At 67.4% G+C, this 20051-nt stretch carries 20 protein-coding genes; 6 read left to right on the plus strand and 14 right to left on the minus strand.

The window, feature by feature from the left end:
- Positions 1-5: 5 nt before the first annotated feature.
- From N440_RS11490 to N440_RS11530, 9 genes are all read right to left on the minus strand, one after another.
- Positions 6-269 (minus strand): YciI family protein, encoded by a 264-nt coding sequence (locus N440_RS11490; protein WP_133935149.1) that lies wholly within the window; start codon positions 267-269, stop codon positions 6-8.
- On the minus strand, positions 269-1564 hold the full coding sequence (gene argH, locus N440_RS11495; RefSeq protein WP_049458282.1) for an argininosuccinate lyase: 1296 nt from the start codon (positions 1562-1564) through the stop codon (positions 269-271). Before argH ends, N440_RS11490 begins: the two co-directional genes overlap by 1 nt.
- Positions 1565-1584: 20 nt before the next feature.
- Complete coding sequence (gene argC / locus N440_RS11500) at positions 1585-2538, minus strand: N-acetyl-gamma-glutamyl-phosphate reductase (RefSeq protein WP_133935150.1); 954 nt, start codon at positions 2536-2538, stop codon at positions 1585-1587.
- Positions 2535-3137, minus strand: coding sequence for a GNAT family N-acetyltransferase (locus N440_RS11505; protein WP_049458280.1), 603 nt, complete (start codon positions 3135-3137; stop codon positions 2535-2537). Before N440_RS11505 ends, argC begins: the two co-directional genes overlap by 4 nt.
- 3 nt (positions 3138-3140) lie before the next feature.
- A complete protein-coding gene (locus N440_RS11510) occupies positions 3141-4469 on the minus strand; it encodes an acetylglutamate kinase (RefSeq protein ID WP_006457088.1) in 1329 nt (442 codons plus the stop codon).
- 25 nt (positions 4470-4494) lie between these two features.
- Positions 4495-5583: an acetylornithine deacetylase gene (locus N440_RS11515; protein ID WP_133935151.1), complete on the minus strand. Its 1089-nt coding sequence runs from the start codon at positions 5581-5583 to the stop codon at positions 4495-4497.
- Positions 5584-5715: 132 nt separating this feature from the next.
- Complete coding sequence (locus tag N440_RS11520; RefSeq protein ID WP_133935152.1) at positions 5716-6909, minus strand: argininosuccinate synthase; 1194 nt, start codon at positions 6907-6909, stop codon at positions 5716-5718.
- An 84-nt stretch (positions 6910-6993) separates the two neighbouring features.
- Positions 6994-8004, minus strand: a complete 1011-nt coding sequence (locus N440_RS11525) for an N-acetylornithine carbamoyltransferase (protein ID WP_006457094.1) — start codon at positions 8002-8004, stop codon at positions 6994-6996.
- 319 nt (positions 8005-8323) lie between these two features.
- Entirely contained in the window at positions 8324-8887 is a 564-nt protein-coding gene (locus N440_RS11530; protein WP_133935153.1) for a hypothetical protein, read from the minus strand.
- 186 nt (positions 8888-9073) lie between these two features.
- On the opposite strand from N440_RS11530, the gene cysS reads away from it, so the two are divergent.
- The 3 genes from cysS to N440_RS11545 are packed head-to-tail and all read left to right on the plus strand — an operon-like array spanning position 9074 to position 12201.
- On the plus strand, positions 9074-10450 hold the full coding sequence (cysS, locus tag N440_RS11535) for a cysteine--tRNA ligase (RefSeq protein WP_133935154.1): 1377 nt from the start codon (positions 9074-9076) through the stop codon (positions 10448-10450).
- A 54-nt stretch (positions 10451-10504) separates the two neighbouring features.
- A complete protein-coding gene (locus N440_RS11540; protein WP_049458275.1) occupies positions 10505-10957 on the plus strand; it encodes a SufE family protein in 453 nt (150 codons plus the stop codon).
- Positions 10954-12201 carry an MFS transporter gene (locus N440_RS11545; RefSeq protein WP_133935155.1) on the plus strand — a complete coding sequence of 416 codons (1248 nt, stop codon included), beginning with the start codon at positions 10954-10956 and terminating at the stop codon, positions 12199-12201. Before N440_RS11540 ends, N440_RS11545 begins: the two co-directional genes overlap by 4 nt.
- A gap of 140 nt (positions 12202-12341) precedes the next feature.
- Here N440_RS11545 and dksA read toward each other — a convergent pair whose 3' ends face one another.
- Positions 12342-13571 (minus strand): RNA polymerase-binding protein DksA, encoded by a 1230-nt coding sequence (gene dksA / locus N440_RS11550; RefSeq protein ID WP_133935156.1) that lies wholly within the window; start codon positions 13569-13571, stop codon positions 12342-12344.
- 272 nt (positions 13572-13843) lie between these two features.
- Between dksA and yidD the strand changes: the two genes are divergently transcribed.
- Genes yidD through N440_RS11565 form a run of 3 tightly spaced genes read left to right on the plus strand, consistent with a single transcriptional unit; the run spans position 13844 to position 16294 of the window.
- Positions 13844-14098 (plus strand): membrane protein insertion efficiency factor YidD, encoded by a 255-nt coding sequence (yidD, locus tag N440_RS11555; protein ID WP_133935157.1) that lies wholly within the window; start codon positions 13844-13846, stop codon positions 14096-14098.
- 1 nt (position 14099) lies between these two features.
- Positions 14100-15446, plus strand: a complete 1347-nt coding sequence (locus N440_RS11560; RefSeq protein WP_006457238.1) for a dihydroorotase — start codon at positions 14100-14102, stop codon at positions 15444-15446.
- Complete coding sequence (locus N440_RS11565; protein WP_166671556.1) at positions 15446-16294, plus strand: M23 family metallopeptidase; 849 nt, start codon at positions 15446-15448, stop codon at positions 16292-16294. Before N440_RS11560 ends, N440_RS11565 begins: the two co-directional genes overlap by 1 nt.
- Before the next feature lie 176 nt (positions 16295-16470).
- Here the strand turns inward: N440_RS11565 and N440_RS11570 are convergent, their stop codons facing one another.
- From N440_RS11570 to N440_RS11585, 4 genes are read right to left on the minus strand one after another with little or no spacing between them, the layout of a single operon-like run.
- Positions 16471-17175, minus strand: coding sequence for a squalene/phytoene synthase family protein (locus N440_RS11570; protein WP_133935159.1), 705 nt, complete (start codon positions 17173-17175; stop codon positions 16471-16473).
- An 11-nt stretch (positions 17176-17186) separates the two neighbouring features.
- Positions 17187-17882 (minus strand): phosphoglycolate phosphatase, encoded by a 696-nt coding sequence (locus N440_RS11575; protein WP_133935160.1) that lies wholly within the window; start codon positions 17880-17882, stop codon positions 17187-17189.
- Positions 17879-18595 (minus strand): bifunctional 2-polyprenyl-6-hydroxyphenol methylase/3-demethylubiquinol 3-O-methyltransferase UbiG, encoded by a 717-nt coding sequence (gene ubiG / locus N440_RS11580; RefSeq protein ID WP_133935161.1) that lies wholly within the window; start codon positions 18593-18595, stop codon positions 17879-17881. The genes N440_RS11575 and ubiG overlap by 4 nt, the downstream gene beginning before the upstream one ends.
- Before the next feature lie 25 nt (positions 18596-18620).
- A complete protein-coding gene (locus N440_RS11585) occupies positions 18621-19964 on the minus strand; it encodes a TRZ/ATZ family hydrolase (RefSeq protein ID WP_133935162.1) in 1344 nt (447 codons plus the stop codon).
- Between the last annotated feature and the right edge of the window lie 87 nt (positions 19965-20051).

Consider the following 20051-nt stretch of genomic DNA (forward strand, 5'->3'; position numbering starts at 1 on the left):
GGGCCTCAGCGGGTAGTCCATTCGTGCACGGTCAGGTCGGAGGCCTGCATCGTCACCAGCGGATCGGTGGCGACGATGGCCTGCGCCTGCGCCAGGCTCTCGACGTTGCACAGCACGTAGGCGCCACCGCTGCCGTCGGCGAAGCCACCGGTCAGCTGCAGCTTGCCCTGCGCCTGCAGCGCATCGAGGAAGTCACGGTGCGGCTGCACGGCGGCGGCGTTGAAATCGGGCCGGCGCATGGCCAGTATCAGGTAGACGGTGCCCGCCATCAGGCCAGCGCCTGCCAGCGCGCGCGCAGCTCATCCAGGCGCAGGTCGGCGGCCGAGCCCGGCGACACGCGTGCAGCCAGGCTGCCTTCCGGCGTGCGGCCCTGCCCTGCACTATCGGCGCCTGCCGCCGCGGCCTTGTAGGCTTCGCGGAACGGCACGCCGGCCACCGCCGCTTCCACCGCCACATCGGTGGCGTACATGCCCGAGTCGATCGCCGCGCGAACCTTGTCGTCGCGCCATTCCAGGTTGGCCAGCAGCGCCGGCAGCAGTTCCAGCGCCGACAGGCCGCGGCCGAAGCCGTGGAAGATGGCGCCCTTGGACGACTGCAGGTCGCGGTGATAGCCCGACGGCAGCGACAGCAGCTGCTCGATCTCGGTCCGCGCGGCGGCGACGCTGGCGTGGGTCGCGCGCATCAGCTCGATCACGTCCGGATTGCGCTTGTTGGGCATGATCGAACTACCGGTGGTGTACTGCGCCGGCAATGCGACGAAGCCGAATTCGGCGCTGGTGAACAGCGACAGGTCCCAGGCGATGCGGCGCAGGTCCAGCGTGGCGCCGCCCAGCGCTTCCAGCGCGGCCAGTTCGAACTTGCCGCGCGACAGCTGCGCGTAGATCGGCGAGATCTGCATGCGCGCAAAGCCCAGCGCGGCAGTGGTGTGTTCACGGTCCAGCGGCAGGTTCACGCCGTAGCCGGCAGCGGTGCCAAGCGGATTGGCATCCACCAGCGCATGCGTGTCGCGGGCGCGGATGGCGTTGTCGATGAAGGCCTCGGCCCAGCCGGCCCACCACATGCCGGCCGAGGACACCACGGCACGCTGGATGTGGGTGTAGCCGGGGATCGGCAGGTCCTTCTCGGCCTGCGCACGGTCCAGCGCGACCTTGGCTACTTCGGCGCTGATCTGGGCCACGCGCTGCAGCTTCTCCTTCAGCCACAGGCGGGTGGCGACCAGGATCTGGTCGTTGCGGCTGCGGCCGGTGTGGATCTTGCGGCCGGCGTCGCCAAGGCGCTCGGTCAGCCGCGCTTCGATCGCCGAATGGCCATCTTCGTACTGCGTGTCCAGCACGAAACGACCGTCGCGGAAGTCCTGCGCCAGCACCTCCAGTTCGCGCAGCAGGCCGGCCAGTTCGTCGGCGCTGAGGATGCCGATGTGCTGCAGGCCCTGCGCATGCGCGGCGCTGGCGGCGATGTCGTGCAGGAAGAATTCGCGATCGAGGATCACGTCGTCGCCGGCGAGGAAGGTCTGGATCTGGGCGTCGACGGCGACGCCGGGCTTCTGCCAAAGAAGGTCTGCCATGGGGGCTCCGGAATGCGTGTTCAGTGCGGGATCGACGTCAGTTCGTCGATGCCCAGCGCGAGGTTGAGGTTCTGCATGGCCTGGGTGGCCGCGCCCTTCAGCAGGTTGTCCAGGGTCGCCACCACGACGACCCGCTTGCCGCCCGGGGCCAGGGTGAAGCCACCGACCTGGGCGCCATGACGACCGGCAATGCGGCTGACCCACGGCGCTTCATCCACCACCTCGATCAGCGGTTCGCCGGCATAGGCCTGCTGGAAGCGCTCGACGATCTGTTCGCGGGTCTGCACGCGGTTCAGCCACAGGTTGGCGGTGAGCGTGATGCCACGGAAATGCGGCGCGACGTGCGGCATGAACTCGACGGCCACGCCCAGCTGCACCGACACCTCGCGCTCGTGCACGTGGTTGGTCAGCGCATACGGCATCAGGTTGTCGGCCAGCAGCTCGACGTTGTTCTTGTCCGACGGCGTGGTACCGGCGCCGGAGTAACCGGAGACACCGAAGCACTGCGGCGGGCCGGCCAGCAGGTCCAGCAGCGGATGCACCGCCAGCTGCATCGCGGTGGCATAGCACCCCGGGTTGCTGATGTGCTTCTGGCCGTTGTAGCGGTTGCGGGTCAGCTCCGGCAGACCGTAGTACCAGCTGTTGTCGAAGCGGTAGTCGGCCGAGAGATCGACGATGACGGTCTCCGGCTTCGCCGCTTCCAGCGCAGCCACGAACGGTGCGGCCAGGCCATTGGGCAGGGCCAGGATCACCGCGTCCACGCCCTTGGCGGCCACCGCGTCGGCATCCAGGTTCTCGTACTGCAGATCACCCTGGAACTCCGGGTGATGGTCCGACAGGCGCTGCCCGGCGCGCTCGCGCGAGGACACGAAGGCCAGTTCCAGGCGCGGGTGTGCGGCCACCAGCTTGATCAGCTCGGCGCCGGTATGGCCACGGGCGCCGACGATGCCCAGGGTGAAAGTCGAATCGTTCATGCGTGACGGTCCAGGCGGTACTGCAGATGGCGCTTCACGCCCTGCCATTCCGCGTCGATGATGGAGAAGATGACGGTATCGCGCGGCGTGCCATCGGCATGCCGCTTGTGGTTGCGCAGCACGCCATCCTGCTTGGCGCCGAGGCGGGCGATGGCGGTGCGCGAGGTGGCGTTGAACCAGCTGGTTTCCAGCACCACGCTGATGCAGCCCAGCACTTCGAAGGCGTGCTGCAGCAGCAACAGCTTGGCTTCGGTATTGGCACCGGTGCGCTGTGCGCGCGGCGTGTACCAGGTGTAGCCGAGACTGAGCCTGGGCACACTGGCGTCCATGTCGTAGAAACGGGTGCTGCCGATGATGTCACCGGCGGCATCGCGGACCACGAACGGCAGCCCTTTGCCTTCGGCCTGCGCCTGCAGCGCGGCCTGCACATAGGCCTCGGCCTGCTCCGGCGACGGCACCTGGGTATACCAGAGCTGATCGAGGCCGCTGCCTTCCAGCGCGGCACGCAGGCCGGGGACGTGTTCAAGCTGCAGCGGCTGCAGCAGTACGTGCTGCCCGCGCAGTGTGGGGACGGTGTTCCAGGCGGCCGGGTTGCTCATCGCTCAGCCCTGCAGGCTCGGAGTGCGCTGGGCGCAGTGATCGACATAGGTCTTGATGCGATCGATGCCGTCGGCGCCGAACCAGAACACCTTCCAGTGATCCTGCTTGTAGCAACCGTCGGACTCAGCGTAGTAGAAGTGGTTGATCGGATTGCCGTGGCGCGAGCGCCAGAACAGCTGCGGCGTTTCTTCCAGCATCACGTTCCAGACCGCGCGGCCCAGGCCTTCGCCCTGCGCATCGTCCAGCACGGCGAACTTGTCCAGGTACACGCCTTCGGCTTCATCGGTGAGGATCACCGCAGTACGGTAGTTCTCACTGACGTAGGCGCGCAGCAGTCGGGTCTTCTCGAAATAGTCCGGCACCAGGGTGCGGCCGAAGCTGGATTCGATCAGCTGCTTCAGGCGCGGCAGGTCCAGTTGCTCCCATGCGGTGGCGCGCAGCACCTTCTCGCCCTTGCGCACCAGCGTGCCCGAGCCCTTGTGGGTGAACAGTTCCTTGGCCAGGTCAGCTGGACGGGTGATCGACACCGACGATTCCAGCGGCAGGCGATCGAGCAGATCCTTGATCTGTTCGATCTTCACCTTCATGCCACCGTGGATCCACGGCTGCGCGATCAGGTGGTCGTATTCGGTGGACAGGTTGATCGAATCGATCACGTTGCCGGCCTCGTCCAGCAGGCCGCCGGTACCGGTCAGGAAGATGATCTTGTACGGCTGCAGCTCCTGCACCAGCTCGTTGGCGGCGAAATCGGCATTGACGTTGAGGATCTGGCCACCGGCGGTCTCGCCCAGGCTGGTGATGACCGGAATCGAGCCGGCGCGCAGGCTGGCCTCGATCGGCGCCAGGTTGACCTTCTTCACCTCGCCGACCAGGCCGTAGGTGTCCACGTCCAGGTATTCGGCCTCGAACACGCCACCGGTGATCGAGGTGGCACGCGCGCCGTTCTGCTGCAGGGCTTCGACCAGGCGCAGGTTGGACTGCTGGAACACCCGGCGCACGATCGCCAGCGCTTCCGGCGAGGTCACGCGCAGCCCGTTGACGGTCTGCTTCTCGATGCCGGCGGCAGACAGCTCGGCATCCAACTGCGGGCCGGCGCCGTGCAGCACGATCGGGGTCAGGCCGACTTCCTGCAGGAATGACAGCGAGGAGGTCAACGCGTCGAGATCATCGCGCAGCACCGCGCCGCCGACCTTGACCACGGCGAAGCGCTTGGCATCCAGCTGCGAAAAGCGCTTGAGGTACTGGCTGATCTCCTTCGCGCTGGCCATGCTGGAAAGCAGGCGCACGATGGTCTGGCGGGTCTGGCGGTGAGGCTGGAGGGCAGGAGACATTTCGGTTTCGTCAGAAAGGGAAGAATCAGGCGCCGGCGGCGATGATGCGGTGCACGGCGTCGGTGTAGCGCTGCAGCTGGTCCAGCGTCACGAACTCATCGGCGGTGTGGGCCTGGGCAATGTCACCCGGGCCAAAGACCAGGGTGGTGTAACCGGCGGCGGAGAACAGCGAGGCCTCGGTCCAGAAGTCCACCGCGTTGCCGATCGGCAGCTCCAGCGCATCGGCCACGTCGCGTGCCAGCAGGCGACGGTTCTCGGCCTCGGCGATGTCACCAGCCGGCAGGCTGGGGCCACGGAAGGTTTCGGTGAACAGCGCGGCGTCCGGTTCGGCGAACCCGGCAAAGGTCGCCAGCAGCGCGTCGATGTCCATCGACGGCAGCGGACGGAAACCGAACCGCACTTCGGCGGCTGGCGCGATCATGTTGGCCTTGATCCCGCCCTCGACACGGCCGATGTTGAAGCGCAGGCCGGTCAGCCCGCCGAAGCGGGCCGAGGCCAGTGATTCCACATGGTCCAGCGCGCGATTGCCCCAGCGCATGGCCTGGTGCAGCGCGCTGGCCGCCGCGTCCTGCTTGCCGGACGCGTGGCCGGCACGGCCGGCGAACTGCATCAGCACCGAACTGATGCCACGGTGCGCCAGCACCGCCTCGCTCATGGTCGGCTCGGCCACCAGCACCGCTTCATAGGGCAGGCCACGGGCCAGGAACGCAGCGATGCAGCGCGGGTCGTTGGCTTCCTCGTCGCTGGAGAACAGGAACGCCGCATCGCCATCGCTGGCATTGACTGCCGCCACCAGCGCAGCAGCAGCACCCTTGATGTCACACACGCCCAGGCCGACCACGCGGTCGTCCAGCCGGCGCATCACATGCGGGTCGGCACTCCAGTGCGGCGAGTCCGGCACAGTGTCCAGGTGCACGTTGAACAGGTACTTCGGCGTCCCGCGCACGGCGTACAGGCTGACCGCGCCCGCGCCGTGGTCGATCACTTCCACGTTGAACCCGGGCAGGTTCGCGCGCAGGTAATCGAAGATGCCACCGGTGGTGATCGCACGCGGCGGGTTGCGGGTGTCGAAGGACACCAGGGCCTGCAGGTGATCGAGCGTCTGTTCAAGCATGAATCAACAATCCTGTGGGATTCCGCCGGGCATGGCCCGGCGCTACCGTGATGCGTCTGGTGGAGAGCCCCCTTCTTGTTGAAGGGGGCGCGCCAACGGCGCAGGGTTAAGGCGGAATGCGTGGTCAATCGCTCAGCGATTGACCTGCGCGTACAAGGTCGAGCTCATGCCGAACAGCTTGATGAAGCCCTCGGCTTCCTCCACGCCCCAGTCGGCCGACTGCGCGTAGGTGGCACCCTTGGTGTTGAGCAGGTGCGGCGACTTCACCGCTACCGCGTCGACGCGGCCGCCACGGGTCTCCAGCACCACCTCACCGTTGACCTTGGCCTGCGAGGACTTCAGGAAGGCTTCGATGTCGGTCTTCAGCGGGTCGTGGTAGAAGCCTTCGTACACCAGCTCCACCCACTTGCGCGCCACGTCCGGCTTGAAGCGGTTCTGCTGCTTGGTCAGCACGGCATCTTCCAGCGCGCGGTGCGCGGCCAGCAGCGATACCAGGCCGGGGGCCTCGAACACGATGCGGCCCTTCAGGCCGATCACGGTGTCGCCGGTATACACGCCACGGCCAACGCCATACGGGGCGAACAGCTTGTTGAGCTGGGCCAGGATCTGGTCGCCCGGCAGCGCCTTGCCGTCCAGTTCGACCGCTTCGCCTTCGACGAACTTCAGGGTCACGGTCAGCGCCTGTTCCGGCCACTCGCTGCGCGGCGAGCACCAGCCACGCGCGCCTTCACCCGGGGCTTCCCAACGGTCGATCTCGCCGCCGGACATGGTCACGCCCAGCAGGTTCTCGTTGATGGTGTAGGCCTGCTGCTTGGCGCGCACGCCGAAGCCACGCTCTTCCAGGTACTTCTGTTCGTAGGCGCGGGTCTGGGTGTGTTCCTTCTGGATCTCGCGGATCGGCGCGATGATCTGGTAGTCACCCAGTGCCTTCACCGCCAGGTCGAAGCGGACCTGGTCATTGCCCATGCCGGTGCAGCCGTGGGCGATGATGTTGGTGCCCAGTTCAGCAGCACGCTTCAGCGCGGCATCGACGATCAGGTAGCGGTCCGAGACCAGCAGCGGGTACTGGCCCTGGTAGCCTTCGCCGGCCCACACGAACGGCTTGACGAAGCCTTCCCAGATGGCCGGGCCACCGTTGACGGTGACGTGGCTGGTCACGCCCAGCTCGGCGGCGCGCTTCTCGATGAAATCACGCTCTTCATCATCCACGCCGCCGGTGTCGGCGAACACGGTGTGCACGTTGTAGCCGCGCTCCTGCAGGTACGGTACGCAGAAGCTGGTATCGAGGCCGCCGGAGAAGGCGAGGACGACGTCTTTGTTGCTCATGGGGGGTATGTCCTGTTCGTGTGTGTCGTCGAGCCATGCTCGACTTCGTCTATGTAGAGTCGAGCCATGCTCGACTGATGCTTCTTAGCGCCCGGCAACCGCGGCCATGATCGCCTTCTGCACATGCAGGCGGTTCTCGGCTTCGTTGATGGCGATGCACTGCGGCGAATCCATCACCGCGTCGGTGGCCTTCACGTTGCGGCGCAGCGGCAGGCAGTGGCTGAACACACCGTTGTTGGTCAGCGCCATCTTCCGCTCGTCGACGATGAAGTGCTTGAACTGGTCGCGGATCGGCTTTTCCGGTTCCCAGTTGCCGAAGAACGGCAGCGCGCCCCAGCTCTTGGCGTACACCACGTCGGCACCTGCGTAGGCGCTGTCGATGTCATGGCTGATCTTCAGCGAACCACCGCTCTCGGCCACGTTCTGCTCGGCCCAGCCCATGTAGCGCTCGTCGAGGATGTAGTCTGCGGTCGGGCACAGCAGGGTCACGTCCATGCCCATGCGGGTGGCGATGGTCAGCGCCGAATTGGCCACGGCGGTGTTCAGCGGCTTGGGGTGGTAGGTCCAGGTCAGCACGTACTTCTTGCCACGCAGGTCCTGGGTGCCGAAGTGCTCCTGCAGGGCCATGATGTGGGCCAGCTCCTGGCACGGGTGGGTGATGGTCTCCATGTTGATGACCGGCACCGGCGAGTACCTGGCGAAGCTGTTGAGGACGATGTCCTGGCGGTCGTAGGCCCAGTCCTGGAACTTCGGGAACGCACGCACGGCGATGATGTCGCAGTAACGGCCCAGCACCTTGGCTACTTCCGCGATGTGCTCTTCCGTATCGCCGTCCATCACCGTACCGAGGTTGAACTCGATCGGCCACGCATCCTTGCCCGGCTGCAGCACCACCGCGTGCGCGCCGAGCTGGAACGCGCCCAGTTCGAAGCTGGTGCGGGTGCGCATGGAAGGGTTGAAGAACACCAGCGCGATCGACTTGCCCTTGAGCTGGTCGCCGAGCTTGTTGCGCTTGAACAGCGCGGCCTGGGTCAGCAGCGCGTCGAGCTCGCTGCGGCTCCAGTCCTGGGTGTTCAGGAAGTGCTTGGGGGACATCATCTTTCCTTGCGTGGCGGCGCCGGGTTCGACGCGGTGGAAGGGAAAAGCAGGAACCAAAGGTGGAACGAAAAGGTTGCAGTTGCAGCTTTCAGAACGCAGAAACGAAAAAACCCAGCCGGGCGGCTGGGTTTTTTTCGGACGAACAGCAAAAAGCTCCGGTTACCCAGCGAGGATGTGGGGTTCCGGTCGACGCGCACGCGAGGTCATGCCCGACGCCTGTCGGGCTGCGCTGCTGTCGTGCTGGAAGTCGGTGAGCTTCATGGTCAACCATCTTTGCATGAGGCCGGGGCCGGCGCAAGGGGCCGGGGTCGCAGAATCAGGGATTGCCGGCGGCGCCCTGCTCGGGGCCGACCCATGGGGTGATCGACACCCGGATCTTGAGCCGGTTGCCGGGGTCTTCCGGCAGCCGCGAGCGGTACTTGGTGCCCTTGTAGACGTAGTCCACGTCGTAGGCGATGGGCCGGCGGAATTCACGCCCCACCGGCACGATGCGGCAGTCGCGGGTCAGCATCGGGCCATTGTTGGCCGGCGCCGGGGCCGGCGTCTCGGCGGCAACCTCTTCGGACGCCTCTTCATCGCTGCGCTTGAACATCGAGCGCACCGAGTCCCAGAAGCGGCTGATCCGGCCCTTGTCCTCGACCGGCTCCTCGCCGGTCACGTTGACCGGGGCCAGGGTCCGGGTCGAGACCGGCTCGCAGTGCTCCTCGGTGCGGGTCGCGCGCAGGGTCTGGAACACCGGCTCGACGTTCAGCACCTGGGCATAGTCGAACTTCACGTTCTCCACGATCACCACCCGGTTGCGGGGCTCGGCCTCCTGCGCCAGCACCACGGCGGGCAGCGCCGACAGGCAGGCCAGGGTCAGCAACGCGGTGGATTTCATTGGCGATGGGAGCAAGGACACGGCAATAGTGTAGGCAGTGACGAGCGCAAGGGGCTGAACATTACCCGTCCACGCCGCTCCTGCCCACCCCACCTTGGGAGAACCCGCGTCCACCGGTGGCAGCCAGTGCCCCCAAAGGGGCCGACACGTTCTAAAATCGCAGGCTTGTCCCCCAGCCACAGCCCCATGACCCTGCGCCTGCACAACAACCTGACTCGCCAGCTCGAACCGTTCACCCCGCTCGATCCGGCCTGTCCGACCCTGTATGTGTGCGGCCCGACCGTCTACAACTACGTGCACATCGGCAACGCCCGTGGCCCGGTGGTGTTCGGGGTGCTGGCCGACTTGCTGCGGCGGCGTTTCGGCGCACTGCGCTACGCCCGCAACATCACCGACGTCGACGACAAGATCAACACCGCCGCGCGCGAACAGGGGGTGCCGATCAGCACCATCACCGACCGCTTCGCCGCCGCCTACCGTGAAGACATGGCCGCGCTGGGCGTGGTGCCGCCGGACATCGAGCCGGAAGTGACCGCGCACATGCCGCAGATCATCACCATGATCGAGCAGCTGATCGCCAGCGGCCATGCCTACGCCGCCGAAGGCCACGTACTGTTCGCGGTGGCCAGCTTCGACGGCTACGGCAAGCTCTCGCGCCGTGATCCGGATGAAATGCTGGCCGGCGCCCGCGTCGACGTGGCGCCGTACAAGCGCGACGCCGGCGACTTCGTGCTGTGGAAGCCGTCCAGCGACGACCTGCCCGGCTGGGAATCGCCGTGGGGCCGTGGCCGCCCGGGCTGGCACATCGAATGCTCGGCGATGGCCGCCGCGCACCTGGGCGAGACCATCGACATCCACGCCGGCGGCGTCGACCTGCAGTTCCCGCACCACGAGAACGAGATCGCGCAGAGCGAATGCGCCCACGGCGGCAAGATCTTCGCGCGCTTCTGGCTGCACAACGGCATGCTCAACTTCGGCGGCGCCAAGATGAGCAAATCGCTGGGCAACATCGAACGCGTGCACGACCTGGTGCGCCAGCATCCGCCGGAAGCGCTGCGCCTGGCCCTGCTGTCGGCCCATTACCGGCAGCCGCTGGACTGGTCCGATGGCCTGATCGAGCAATCGGTGCGCACCCTGGACCGCCTGTACGGCACCCTGCGCGAACTGGCGTCGATCGAGGCCAGCGCGGTGATCCCGGCCTCCGTAGAGGCGACCCTGGACGACGACCTGAACACCCCGCAGGCGCTGGCCGAAGTGGCCCGCATCGCGGCCGACGCTCGCCGGGCCACCGATCCGGCCGAACAGGCACGCCTGAAGGGCGAACTGCTTGGCGCCGGCCTGGCGCTGGGCCTGCTGCAGGCCGATCCGGCGCAGTGGTTCGGCACTGCCGCCGGCGATGACGGCGACGATGCGCGCATCCAGGGCCTGATCGACGAGCGCGCCGCGGCCAAGCAGGCGCGCGACTTCGCCCGTTCCGATGCCATCCGCGACCAGCTGGCCGCCGAAGGCATCGTGCTTGAAGACACCCCGCAGGGCGTGCGCTGGTCGCGCAAGCGCGGCTGACCTGCCCTGCCCCGTGGCCGGTCTGCCGGCCACGCCTCCACTGTAGAGACTGCTGTGACCGACTCCCCGTTCCCGCTTGAACCCACCGCCGCCGAGGCCCAGACCGCCATCGCCGAGGAATTCGGCTTCTTCGGCGACTGGTCCGAGCGCTACCAGTACCTCATCGACCTCGGCCGCAAGCTGCCGGCCTTCCCGGAGGAATGGAAGACCGAGGAGCACCGCCTGCTCGGCTGCCAGTCGATGGTCTGGATCGTGCCGGAAGGCAACGCGCAGTCGCTGCGCTTCCACGCCATCAGTGACTCGGCCATCGTCTCCGGCCTGATCTTCCTGGCCCTGCGCGTGTATTCCGGGCGCTCGGCGCAGGAGATCCTGGACACCGAACCGAGCTACATCCAGGACATCGGCCTGGCCCGCCACCTCTCGCCCACCCGCAGCAACGGCGTGGCGGCGATGCTGGCCTTCATCCGCGAGACCGCGCAGGCCCAGCTGCAGCGCGATCCGTCGTGAGCGAACCTGCCACGGCCGAAGACACCGCGCTGGGGCTGCTGTCCCGGCCCGGTTTCGCCAGGCTGCTGGCATACCGCATCTTCGCGATGCTGTCCTACCAGGTGGTTGCGGTCACCGTCGGCTGGCATATCTACGAAGTCACCCGCAATCCGTTCTCGCTGGGCCTGGTCGGCCTGGCCGAGGTGCTGCCGTTCTTCTGCGTGGCGCCGTTCGCCGGTTACCTCGTTGACCATCTGCCGCGGCGCCGGCTGGGCATGGTCGCCTGCTCCGGGCTGATCGCCACCGCGCTGGTGCTGACCAGCGTGGCCAAGGGCTGGCTGCCCTTTGAGGGCGTGTGGCCGATCTATGCGGCCATCGCACTGACCGGCATGGTGCGCGCCTTCCTGTCGCCGATCTACAACGCCTTGTTCGCCCGCGTGCTGGCCCGCGACCAGTTCGCGCGTGGCGCCGGCCTCGGTGCCGTGGTGTTCCAGGCCGGCATGGTGGCCGGTCCGGCACTGGGTGGCGTGCTGGTCGGCTTCGGTGGCAAGGGCCTGTCCTATGCGGTGGCCACCGTCTTCGCGCTGGTGGCGATGGGGTGCCTGGCCACGTTGAAGGTGGAAGAACCGGTGCACACCGGCCCGGCCGCGCCGATCTTCAGGAGCATCGCCGAAGGCGCGCGCTTCGTGGTGGGCAACCGGATCATGGTCGGCGCGATGGCGCTGGACATGTTCTCGGTGCTGCTGGGTGGCGTGGTGGCGATGCTGCCGGCGTTCCTGCACGAGATCCTGCACCACGGTCCGGAAGGGCTGGGCATCCTGCGCGCGATGCCGGCGCTGGGTTCGGTATGCGTGGGGCTGTGGCTGGCCCGGCACCCACTGCACCGCAATGCCGGCCGCGTGCTGCTGTTCGCGGTGGCCGGCTTCGGCCTGTGCGTGATCGGCTTCGGGCTGTCGCAGCACTTCTGGCTGTCGGCGCTGATCCTGCTGTTCTACGGGGCGTTCGACGGCGTGTCGGTGGTGATCCGCTCGACCATCCTGCAGCTGGCCACGCCGGAAGAAATGCGCGGACGGGTGTCGTCGATCAACGGCATCTTCATCAGTTCGTCCAACGAACTGGGCGCGTTCTACGCCGGCACGATGGCCCGGCTGCTGGGCCTGGTGCCGGCAGTGGTGCTGGGTGGGTTCGCGGTGCTGAGCGTGGCCGGGATCACGGCGTGGAAGAACCCGACGCTGCGGACGTTGAATCTTCGCGACCTGCAGTAGCTGTTCTGTAGAGTCGAGCCATGCTCGACTGCTTTTCAGAGGCGCCAGTCGAGCATGGCTCGACTCTACAAAAGCCAGGAAGCCCAACAAAAAACCCGGCCGAGGCCGGGTTTTCTGCATGACCAGACAACGACCGGGAATCAGTCGCCCTGCTGCTTCTGCAGGTGCTCCCAACGCTCCTGGGCATCGATGGTGCGCTCGGCGGTCAGACGCGCTTCCAGGCGCTCCAGGCCGATCTCTTCACCGGTATCCACGCAGTAGCCATAGTCGCCGGCTTCCAGGCGCTTGAGGGTGCTGTCGATCTTGCCGATCAGCTTGCGGTAGCGGTCGCGGGTACGCAGTTCCAGCGAGTTCTCGGTCTCGCGGGTCGCGCGCTCGGCTTCATCGCCGATGTCACGCACTTCCTCGCGCAGGTTCTCGATGGTCTGCTTGGACTCTTCCACCAGGTCCGCACGCCAGTTCTGCAGGCGCTGGCGGAAATATTCCTGCTGCAGCGGGCTCATGTATTCCTCTTCCGAGGACGGCTTGTAGCCAGCCGGCAGGATCGGGCGGCCAGTGGCCTCGTCGGTCTTGTACTCGACCACCTTGTACTTGCTGCGCGGGGCCGGTGCAGCCGAGCGGGCGGCGACGGCCACGGCAACCTTGCCGACAGGGCGCGACACGGTCTTCGGGGCGGAATCGGATTTCACGGCGGTTTTGGCAGGCGATTTCGAAACGGGCACGGGATTCTTGGATTGCGGGGCCTTCGATGCAGCAGGTGCGGCGGCCGGGGCCGGCTTGGGGGCCGGTTGGGCTGCTGCCACTGCCGCGGTCTTGGCCGGGACAGGCTTGGCCGGGGCCGGCTTGGCAGCCGGCTTCGGTGCGGACTTCACTACTGGGGCCGGGCTCGGCTTGACGGCCGGCGCAGCAACATTCTTGGTGACCTTCTTTACAGCGGCAGGCGTGGCCGCCGGTTTAGCTGCAGCCACCTTCTTCGCTGCAGGCTTGGCGACCGGCTTGGCCGCAGCCTTCTTCACCACCGCCTTCGGCGCCGGCTTGGCTGCTGCCTTCTTCGCTACCGGCTTGGCGGCGGCCTTCTTGACCGGCGCGGCCTTGCTGGCAGCCTTCTTCACCACCGGCGCCTTCTTGCTGGCAGCGGCAGGCTTGGCCTTGGCGGGCGCGGCGGCCTTCTTCGCCACCGGCTTGGTTGCCTTGACCGGCGTTTTCTTTGCGGTGGCCTTCCTGGCCGCCGGTTGCGAGGACGCTGCCTTGGTCGCCGGCTTGCTGGCCGGTTTCTTGGCAACGGGCTTTGCCGCCAACTTCTTCACAACAGGCTTGGCGGTTTTCTTGGCGGCCGTTGCGGCCTTCTTTGCAGTTTTTTTAGCAGCCACGAAACGCTCTTCCTTGGATTCCCCGGGGCCCGGGAAAGCGGGCCTTTATAGCCTACCCGACCCGCAGCAGCAACCTCAGTGGCCCTGCTCCATTCAGTCCTGGAGCCAAGCCAGCCAAGGGGCGGTCCGACGAACACGGACCGCCTCGCGCGGTACGGAACCTGGCCAGCACCCGAAGGTGCTGGTACCGGTCGCAGGCCATCGGCGACATGCGACCAACGGCCCATCCTGCACAAATGCGGCCTTCATGCCAACTGGCATAAGATGACTGGGTGATCTCGCGCCTGCTCATTGCCCTGCTGCGCTTCTACAAGCGCTTCATCAGCCCCCTGCTGGGGCCGCGCTGCCGTTTCGTGCCGAGCTGTTCTGAATACGCGATGGAGGCCATCTCCCTGCATGGTCCGCTGCGCGGCAGCTGGCTGGCTGCGCGCCGGCTGGGTCGCTGCCACCCGTTCCATCCCGGCGGCTTCGATCCCGTACCCGAGTCCACCAACGCCCCCTCTTGCCGTTGCACAGGAAAACACTGACATGTCCTCCACCCTCATCACCAACGCCCGCATGGTCAACGAAGGCCGCACCTTCGATGGTGACCTGCGCATCGAGAACGGCCGCATCGCGCAGATCGGCAGCGGGTTGACGCCGCGCGACGGCGAGCAGGTGGTGGACGCGGCCGGGCGCTGGCTGCTGCCCGGCATGATCGATGACCAGGTGCACTTCCGCGAACCGGGCCTGACCCACAAGGGCGACATCGCCAGCGAATCGGCTGCCGCCGTGGCCGGTGGCCTGACCAGCTTCATGGACATGCCCAACACCAATCCGCCGACCCTGGATTCGACCATCCTCGAAGCCAAGTACGAACTGGCGCGCGGCCGCGCGTGGGCCAACTACGGCTTCTACCACGGCGCCAGCAATGACAACCTGGAAGCGATCCGTGCGCTGGACCCGAAGAAGGCACCCGGCGTGAAGGTGTTCATGGGCGCTTCGACCGGCAACATGCTGGTGGACAACCCGGAAACGCTGGACGCGATCTTCCGCGAATGCCCGACCCCGATCATCACGCACTGCGAAGACACGCCGATGATCGATGCCAACCTGAAGGCCTTCCAGGAAAAGTACGGCGACGCGCTGACCCCGGACATGCACCCGGATATCCGTTCGCGCGAAGCCTGCATCAAGTCGACCCGGCTGGCGATGTCGCTGGCACGCAAGCACGGCACCCGCCTGCACGTGCTGCACATCTCCACCGCCGACGAGCTGGCGCTGTTCGAGAAGGGCCCGCTGATCCGCGCCGACGGCAGCCGCAAGCAGATCACCGCCGAAACCTGCGTGCACTTCCTGCACTTTGCGCGCCCGGACTATGCGACCAAGGGCAACCTGATCAAGTGCAATCCGGCGATCAAGGAAGTGTCCGACCGCGAGGCGATCACCGCCGCGCTGGCCGATGACGTGCTGGATGTGCTGGCCACCGACCACGCCCCGCATACCTGGGAAGAGAAGCAGAAGCCCTATGCGCAGGCGCCGTCGGGCCTGCCGCTGGTGCAGTACGCGCTGGTGGCCGCGCTGGAGCGCGTGCACGAAGGCAAGCTGACCCGCGAGCAGGTGGTGCAGAAGTTCGCCCATGCCCCGGCACAGCTGTTCGATGTCGAGGAGCGCGGCTTCCTGCGTGAGGGCTACTTCGCCGACCTGGTGCTGGTCGAGGACGTGCCGTTCACCGTCAAGCGCGAGGACGTACTGTCCAAGTGCGGCTGGTCGCCGTTCGAAGGCACCACCTTCCGTTCGCGCATCGCCTCCACCTGGGTCAACGGCCAGCAGGTGTGGGACGGCAGCAAGCTGGTGGGCGAGCCCGCCGGCCAGCGCATGACCTACGACCGCTGATGCGTCCGGCACTGATGATCGGGGCGCTGCTGCTGGCTGCGCCCCTGTTTTCCGCACCCCCGGCGCAGGCACAGGATGGCATCGGCAGCCTGATCGACAGCCGCGTGGTGTTTCCGGCCAGCACGTCGCAGGGCGCGCTGGTGATCGGCAAGGTGCCCGCCGGCAGCCGCGTGCAGTACGCCGGCCGCCAGCTGCGGGTAAGCGGCTATGGCAGCGTGGTGTTCGGCATCGGCCGCGACGAGAAGGGCCCGTTGCGGGTACAGGTGCAGCGCCCCGATGGCGGCAGCGAAACCGCGACCATCGCGGTGACGCCACGCGACTGGCCTACCGAACGGGTCAACGGCGTGCCGCCGAAGACGGTCAACCCACCGCCGGCGATTGCCGAGCGGATCAAGCGCGAACAGGCGCAGGTCACGGCCGCACGCGCCCGCGATGACGACCGCACCGACTTCACCCAGACCTTCATCTGGCCGGTGCAGGGTCGCATCAGCGGACGCTTCGGCAATGCGCGCGTGTACAACGGCCAGCCTGGCGCCGGTCATTCCGGCATGGACATCGCAGTGCCGACCGGCACCCCGGTGAAGGCACCGGCTGCCGGCATCGTCACCTTCGCCGGTCCGGACCTGTACCTGACCGGTGGCACGCTGCTGCTCGATCACGGCTTCGGGGTCAGCTCCAACTTCCTGCACCTGTCGCGCATCGACGTGAAGGTCGGTGACCGCGTCGAACAGGGCCAGGTGATCGCCGCCGTCGGCGCCACCGGCCGTGCCACCGGCCCACACCTGCACTGGGGCATGAACTGGTTCGATACCCGCATCGATCCGTTGCTGGTGCTGGAACGCAAATAACGCGCGCAATGCGCCTTGGTGGGTGCCGACCCTGGTCGGCACAATCTCGCAGAAAGTGCGGACCAAGGTCCGCACCCACCCGGACCCAGGTCTGCACTCACCCGGACCCAGGTCTGCACTCACCCGGACCGAGGTCTGCACTCACCCGGACCTAGGTCCGCACCCGGCAGAATCGATCAACCGCGCGCGGCCCACCACACACGCAGCAGCGTGCGTACCGGGGTGGCCTCGATCGGCTTGCCCGCAGCCTGTGCGGCCACGCGCGCGCGTGCCAGGCTCGACCACACGCGGCGCGGGCGCGGGCCCGGCACGCGGGTGCCCCAGCCCTTCAGCAGATACTGGGCCCAACGCTGCGCGGCGGTGCTGGCATCTTCGTCGAGCAGGCTTCGGGGTACACCGGCCACGCCGGCATCCTGCAGACGCTGGGCCAGGGTCTGCAACTGCACCGCACGACCGGCACCGGTACGCGGCCTGTCGTTGAACAATGCCGCTTCCACCGCCGCCACCGCGTCGGAATAGTTGGCCAGTGCGCGTTCGGCGCCGGCCGCATCCAGCGCGACCGTGCGCGCTTCAACCAGATCCGGCAGCGCCTCGGCCAGCTGCGCCCACGGTGCACGCGCCGGCTCCAGCAGGCGACCCAGCGGGTGGCGCGAACGATGCGCAGCCCAGCTGCGCAGCTCCTCGCCCCACCAGGCCAGCTTGGCGTCGGCCGGCAACGGATCGCCGCTGGTGTTGAGCATGTCGTCGAATTCCTGCAGCAGCGCGAACCACGCGACCGCGAGCTCGCGTTGCGATTCGGCCACGAACGGGGCGGCCACCGACCATTCCGGCCAGCGGCTGCGCCACTTGTCGAGGAAACTGTCCAGCGCGGTACTGCTCACTACGTCATTCCTTACGGCTGGGCCGGGGCTGCCGGCCGGGTCGGCCAGAGGCTGGCCAGTTGCAGAAGTCCGGCGTTCTCGACCAGCACGTCGGCCTGCCAGGCCAGCGGGTCGTCACTGTGCAGGCGGTAGCCCCACAGCGCCGCCACCGAGGGCATGGCGGCGGCACGCGCGGCGAGGATGTCGCGCTCGTCGTCGCCCACGTACACGCAGTCTTCGGCGGCGATGCCGATGGCCTGTGCGGCGTGCAGCAGTGGCAGCGGATGCGGCTTGCGTTCGGCCAGCGTGTCACCGCCGACCAGCACCGCGCAGCGCTGCTGCCAGCCGTACTGCGGCAGGATCAGGCGCGCCAGGTACTCCGGCTTGTTGGTGACGATGCCCCACACCGTACCGGCCCCATCCAGTGCCGCCAGCATGCCGGCCACGCCATCGAACAGCACCGCATGCTGGCCGATCAGCGCTTCGTAGCGCTGCAGGAATTCCGGGATCAGCGCGTCGCGCGCCGCAGCATCCAGTTCCGGGAAGGCCGCCGACACCATCGCCCGCGAACCCTTCGACACCACCGGGCGCAACATCGCCGGATCGATCGGCGCGCGGCCCCGCTCGGCCAGCATCGCGTCGCAGGTCGCGACAAAGTCCGGTGCACTGTCCAGCAGGGTGCCGTCCAGGTCGAACAGCACCGCGCGCGGGAAACGCTGCAGGGTCATGCCGGCTTGACCGCGTAGGCGAGGTAGTTGATGTCGGTACGGCTGCTCAGGCGGGCGTGGTTGCGCCACGGCTCGTAGGCCATGCCGCTGACATCCACCAGCTGCATGTCGGCCTCGCGAAGCCAGCGCGCCAGCTCGGCCGGCTTGATGAATTCCTGGTAGTGGTGGGTGCCCTTGGGCAGCAGCCGCGCCACGTATTCGGCGCCGACGATCGCCACCGCGAAGGCCGCCGCGGTGCGGTTGATGGTGGACAGGAACAGATGGCCACCCGGCTTCAGCAGGCGCTTGCAGGCCTCGATGATCGCGCCCGGATCGGGCACGTGCTCAAGCATTTCCATGCAGGTGACCACGTCGAAGCTGCCCGGCTGCTCGGCGGCCAGGTCCTCGGCGGCCTGCACGCGGTAATCGACCCTGGCGCCGCTTTCCAGCGCATGCAGGCGCGCGACCTTGACCAGTTCCGGGGCCAGGTCGATGGCGGTGACGTCGGCACCGGCCTGCGCCAATGCCTCGCTCAGCAGGCCGCCACCGCAACCGATGTCGAGCACGCGCGCACCGCGCAGCGGCACGCGGTCGGCCACGTACTTCAGCCGCACCGGGTTCAGCGCATGCAGCGGCTTCTGCGGGCCATCAGCGTCCCACCAGCGGTTGGCCAGCGCGGCGAACTTGTCCAGCTCGGCCTGATCGAAATTGGAGGAAGCGTGGGGGGCAGTCATGGGGGAGTCCTTGCGGCGCCAAGGTTCAGGCGCGGATATGACGGATGCGCTCGCGCCACTGGCGCGCGTTGGCGATGATGCCCGGCAGGTCCATGCCGACCAGCTCGCGCTGCACCAGCTTGGGCTTGCCGGCGATCCAGACATCGCTGACCTGCTGGCGGCCGGTGGCGTACACCAGCTGCGACAGCACGTTGTGCAGCGGCTGGGTTTCCAGTGCGGACAGGTCGACGCAGACCAGATCGGCCTGCTTGCCGACTTCGATCGAGCCGATGCGGTCACCGAAGCCCAGCGCGCGCGCGCCGCCCAGGGTGGACGCACGCAGCGTGGTGGCCGCATCCAGCGCGGTGGCATCGTCGGCCACGGCCTTGGCCAGGATCGCCGCGGTGCGGTTCTCGCTGAACATGTCCAGGTCGTTGTTGCTGGCGCAGCCATCGGTGCCGATCGCCAGGTTCACGCCGGCGCGCTGCAGGGCGCAGGCCGGGCAGAAGCCGGAGGCCAGCTTCAGGTTCGATTCCGGGCAGTGCACCACGCTGACGCCACGCTCGGCACACAGGTGGATTTCCGCCTCGGTCAGCTGGGTCATGTGCACCGCGATCAGGCGGTCGTTGACCAGGCCAAGCCGATCCAGCCGCGCCAGCGGGCGCTGGCCGTGCAGCTTGATTGAATCGGTGATCTCCTGCGCGGTCTCGTGGGTATGCAGGTGCACCTGCATGTCGAGCTGGTCGGACAGCATCCGCACCCGCTCGAAATTGGCGTCGTTGACGGTGTACGGCGCATGCGGCGCGAACGCGGTGCCGATCAGCGGATCGGTGCGCCACTGGTCATGCAGTTCGCCGGCCTTGGCGAAGTACTCGTCGTCGGTCTTGGCCCAGGCGGTGGGGAAATCGATGATCACCGCGCCGACCAGCGCGCGGAAACCGTGCTTCTTGTAGACCGCGGCCTGCACGTCACCGAAGAAGTAGTTCTCGTTGGCGCAGGTGGTGCCGCCACGCAGCATCTCGGCGATGGCCAGTGTGGTGCCGTCGGCGACGAACTCGGGGCCGATCACCGCCGCTTCCACCGGCCAGATGTGCTGCTGCAGCCAGGTCATCAGCGGCAGGTCGTCGGCGACGCCGCGCAGCAGGGTCATCGGGTTGTGGGTGTGCGCGTTGACCAGGCCCGGCATCAGCGCGGCCTCGGGGCGGCTGACCACCTGGGCGGCGCGGAAGCGCGCGCGGGCCTCGGCGCGCGGCAGGATGGCCACGATTTCGCTGCCACGCACGGCAACGGCATGGTCTTCCAGCACCACCGCATGCGGCTCGATCGGAACGACATAACCGGCTTCGATGAGCAGGTCGCAGGCTTCGGGGAGGTGCGGGCTATCGCTCATGCGGGCTCACTGGGCTGTGGGGGCGGCGAGATACTTCTGGGGGACACGCCCCTGAGTCAGGGGCTGCCGCGAAGCGGCGGGGTCTGG

This window comes from Stenotrophomonas sp. CC22-02 (genome assembly GCF_004365115.1).
In the GTDB taxonomy this organism is placed as follows: domain Bacteria; phylum Pseudomonadota; class Gammaproteobacteria; order Xanthomonadales; family Xanthomonadaceae; genus Stenotrophomonas; species Stenotrophomonas forensis.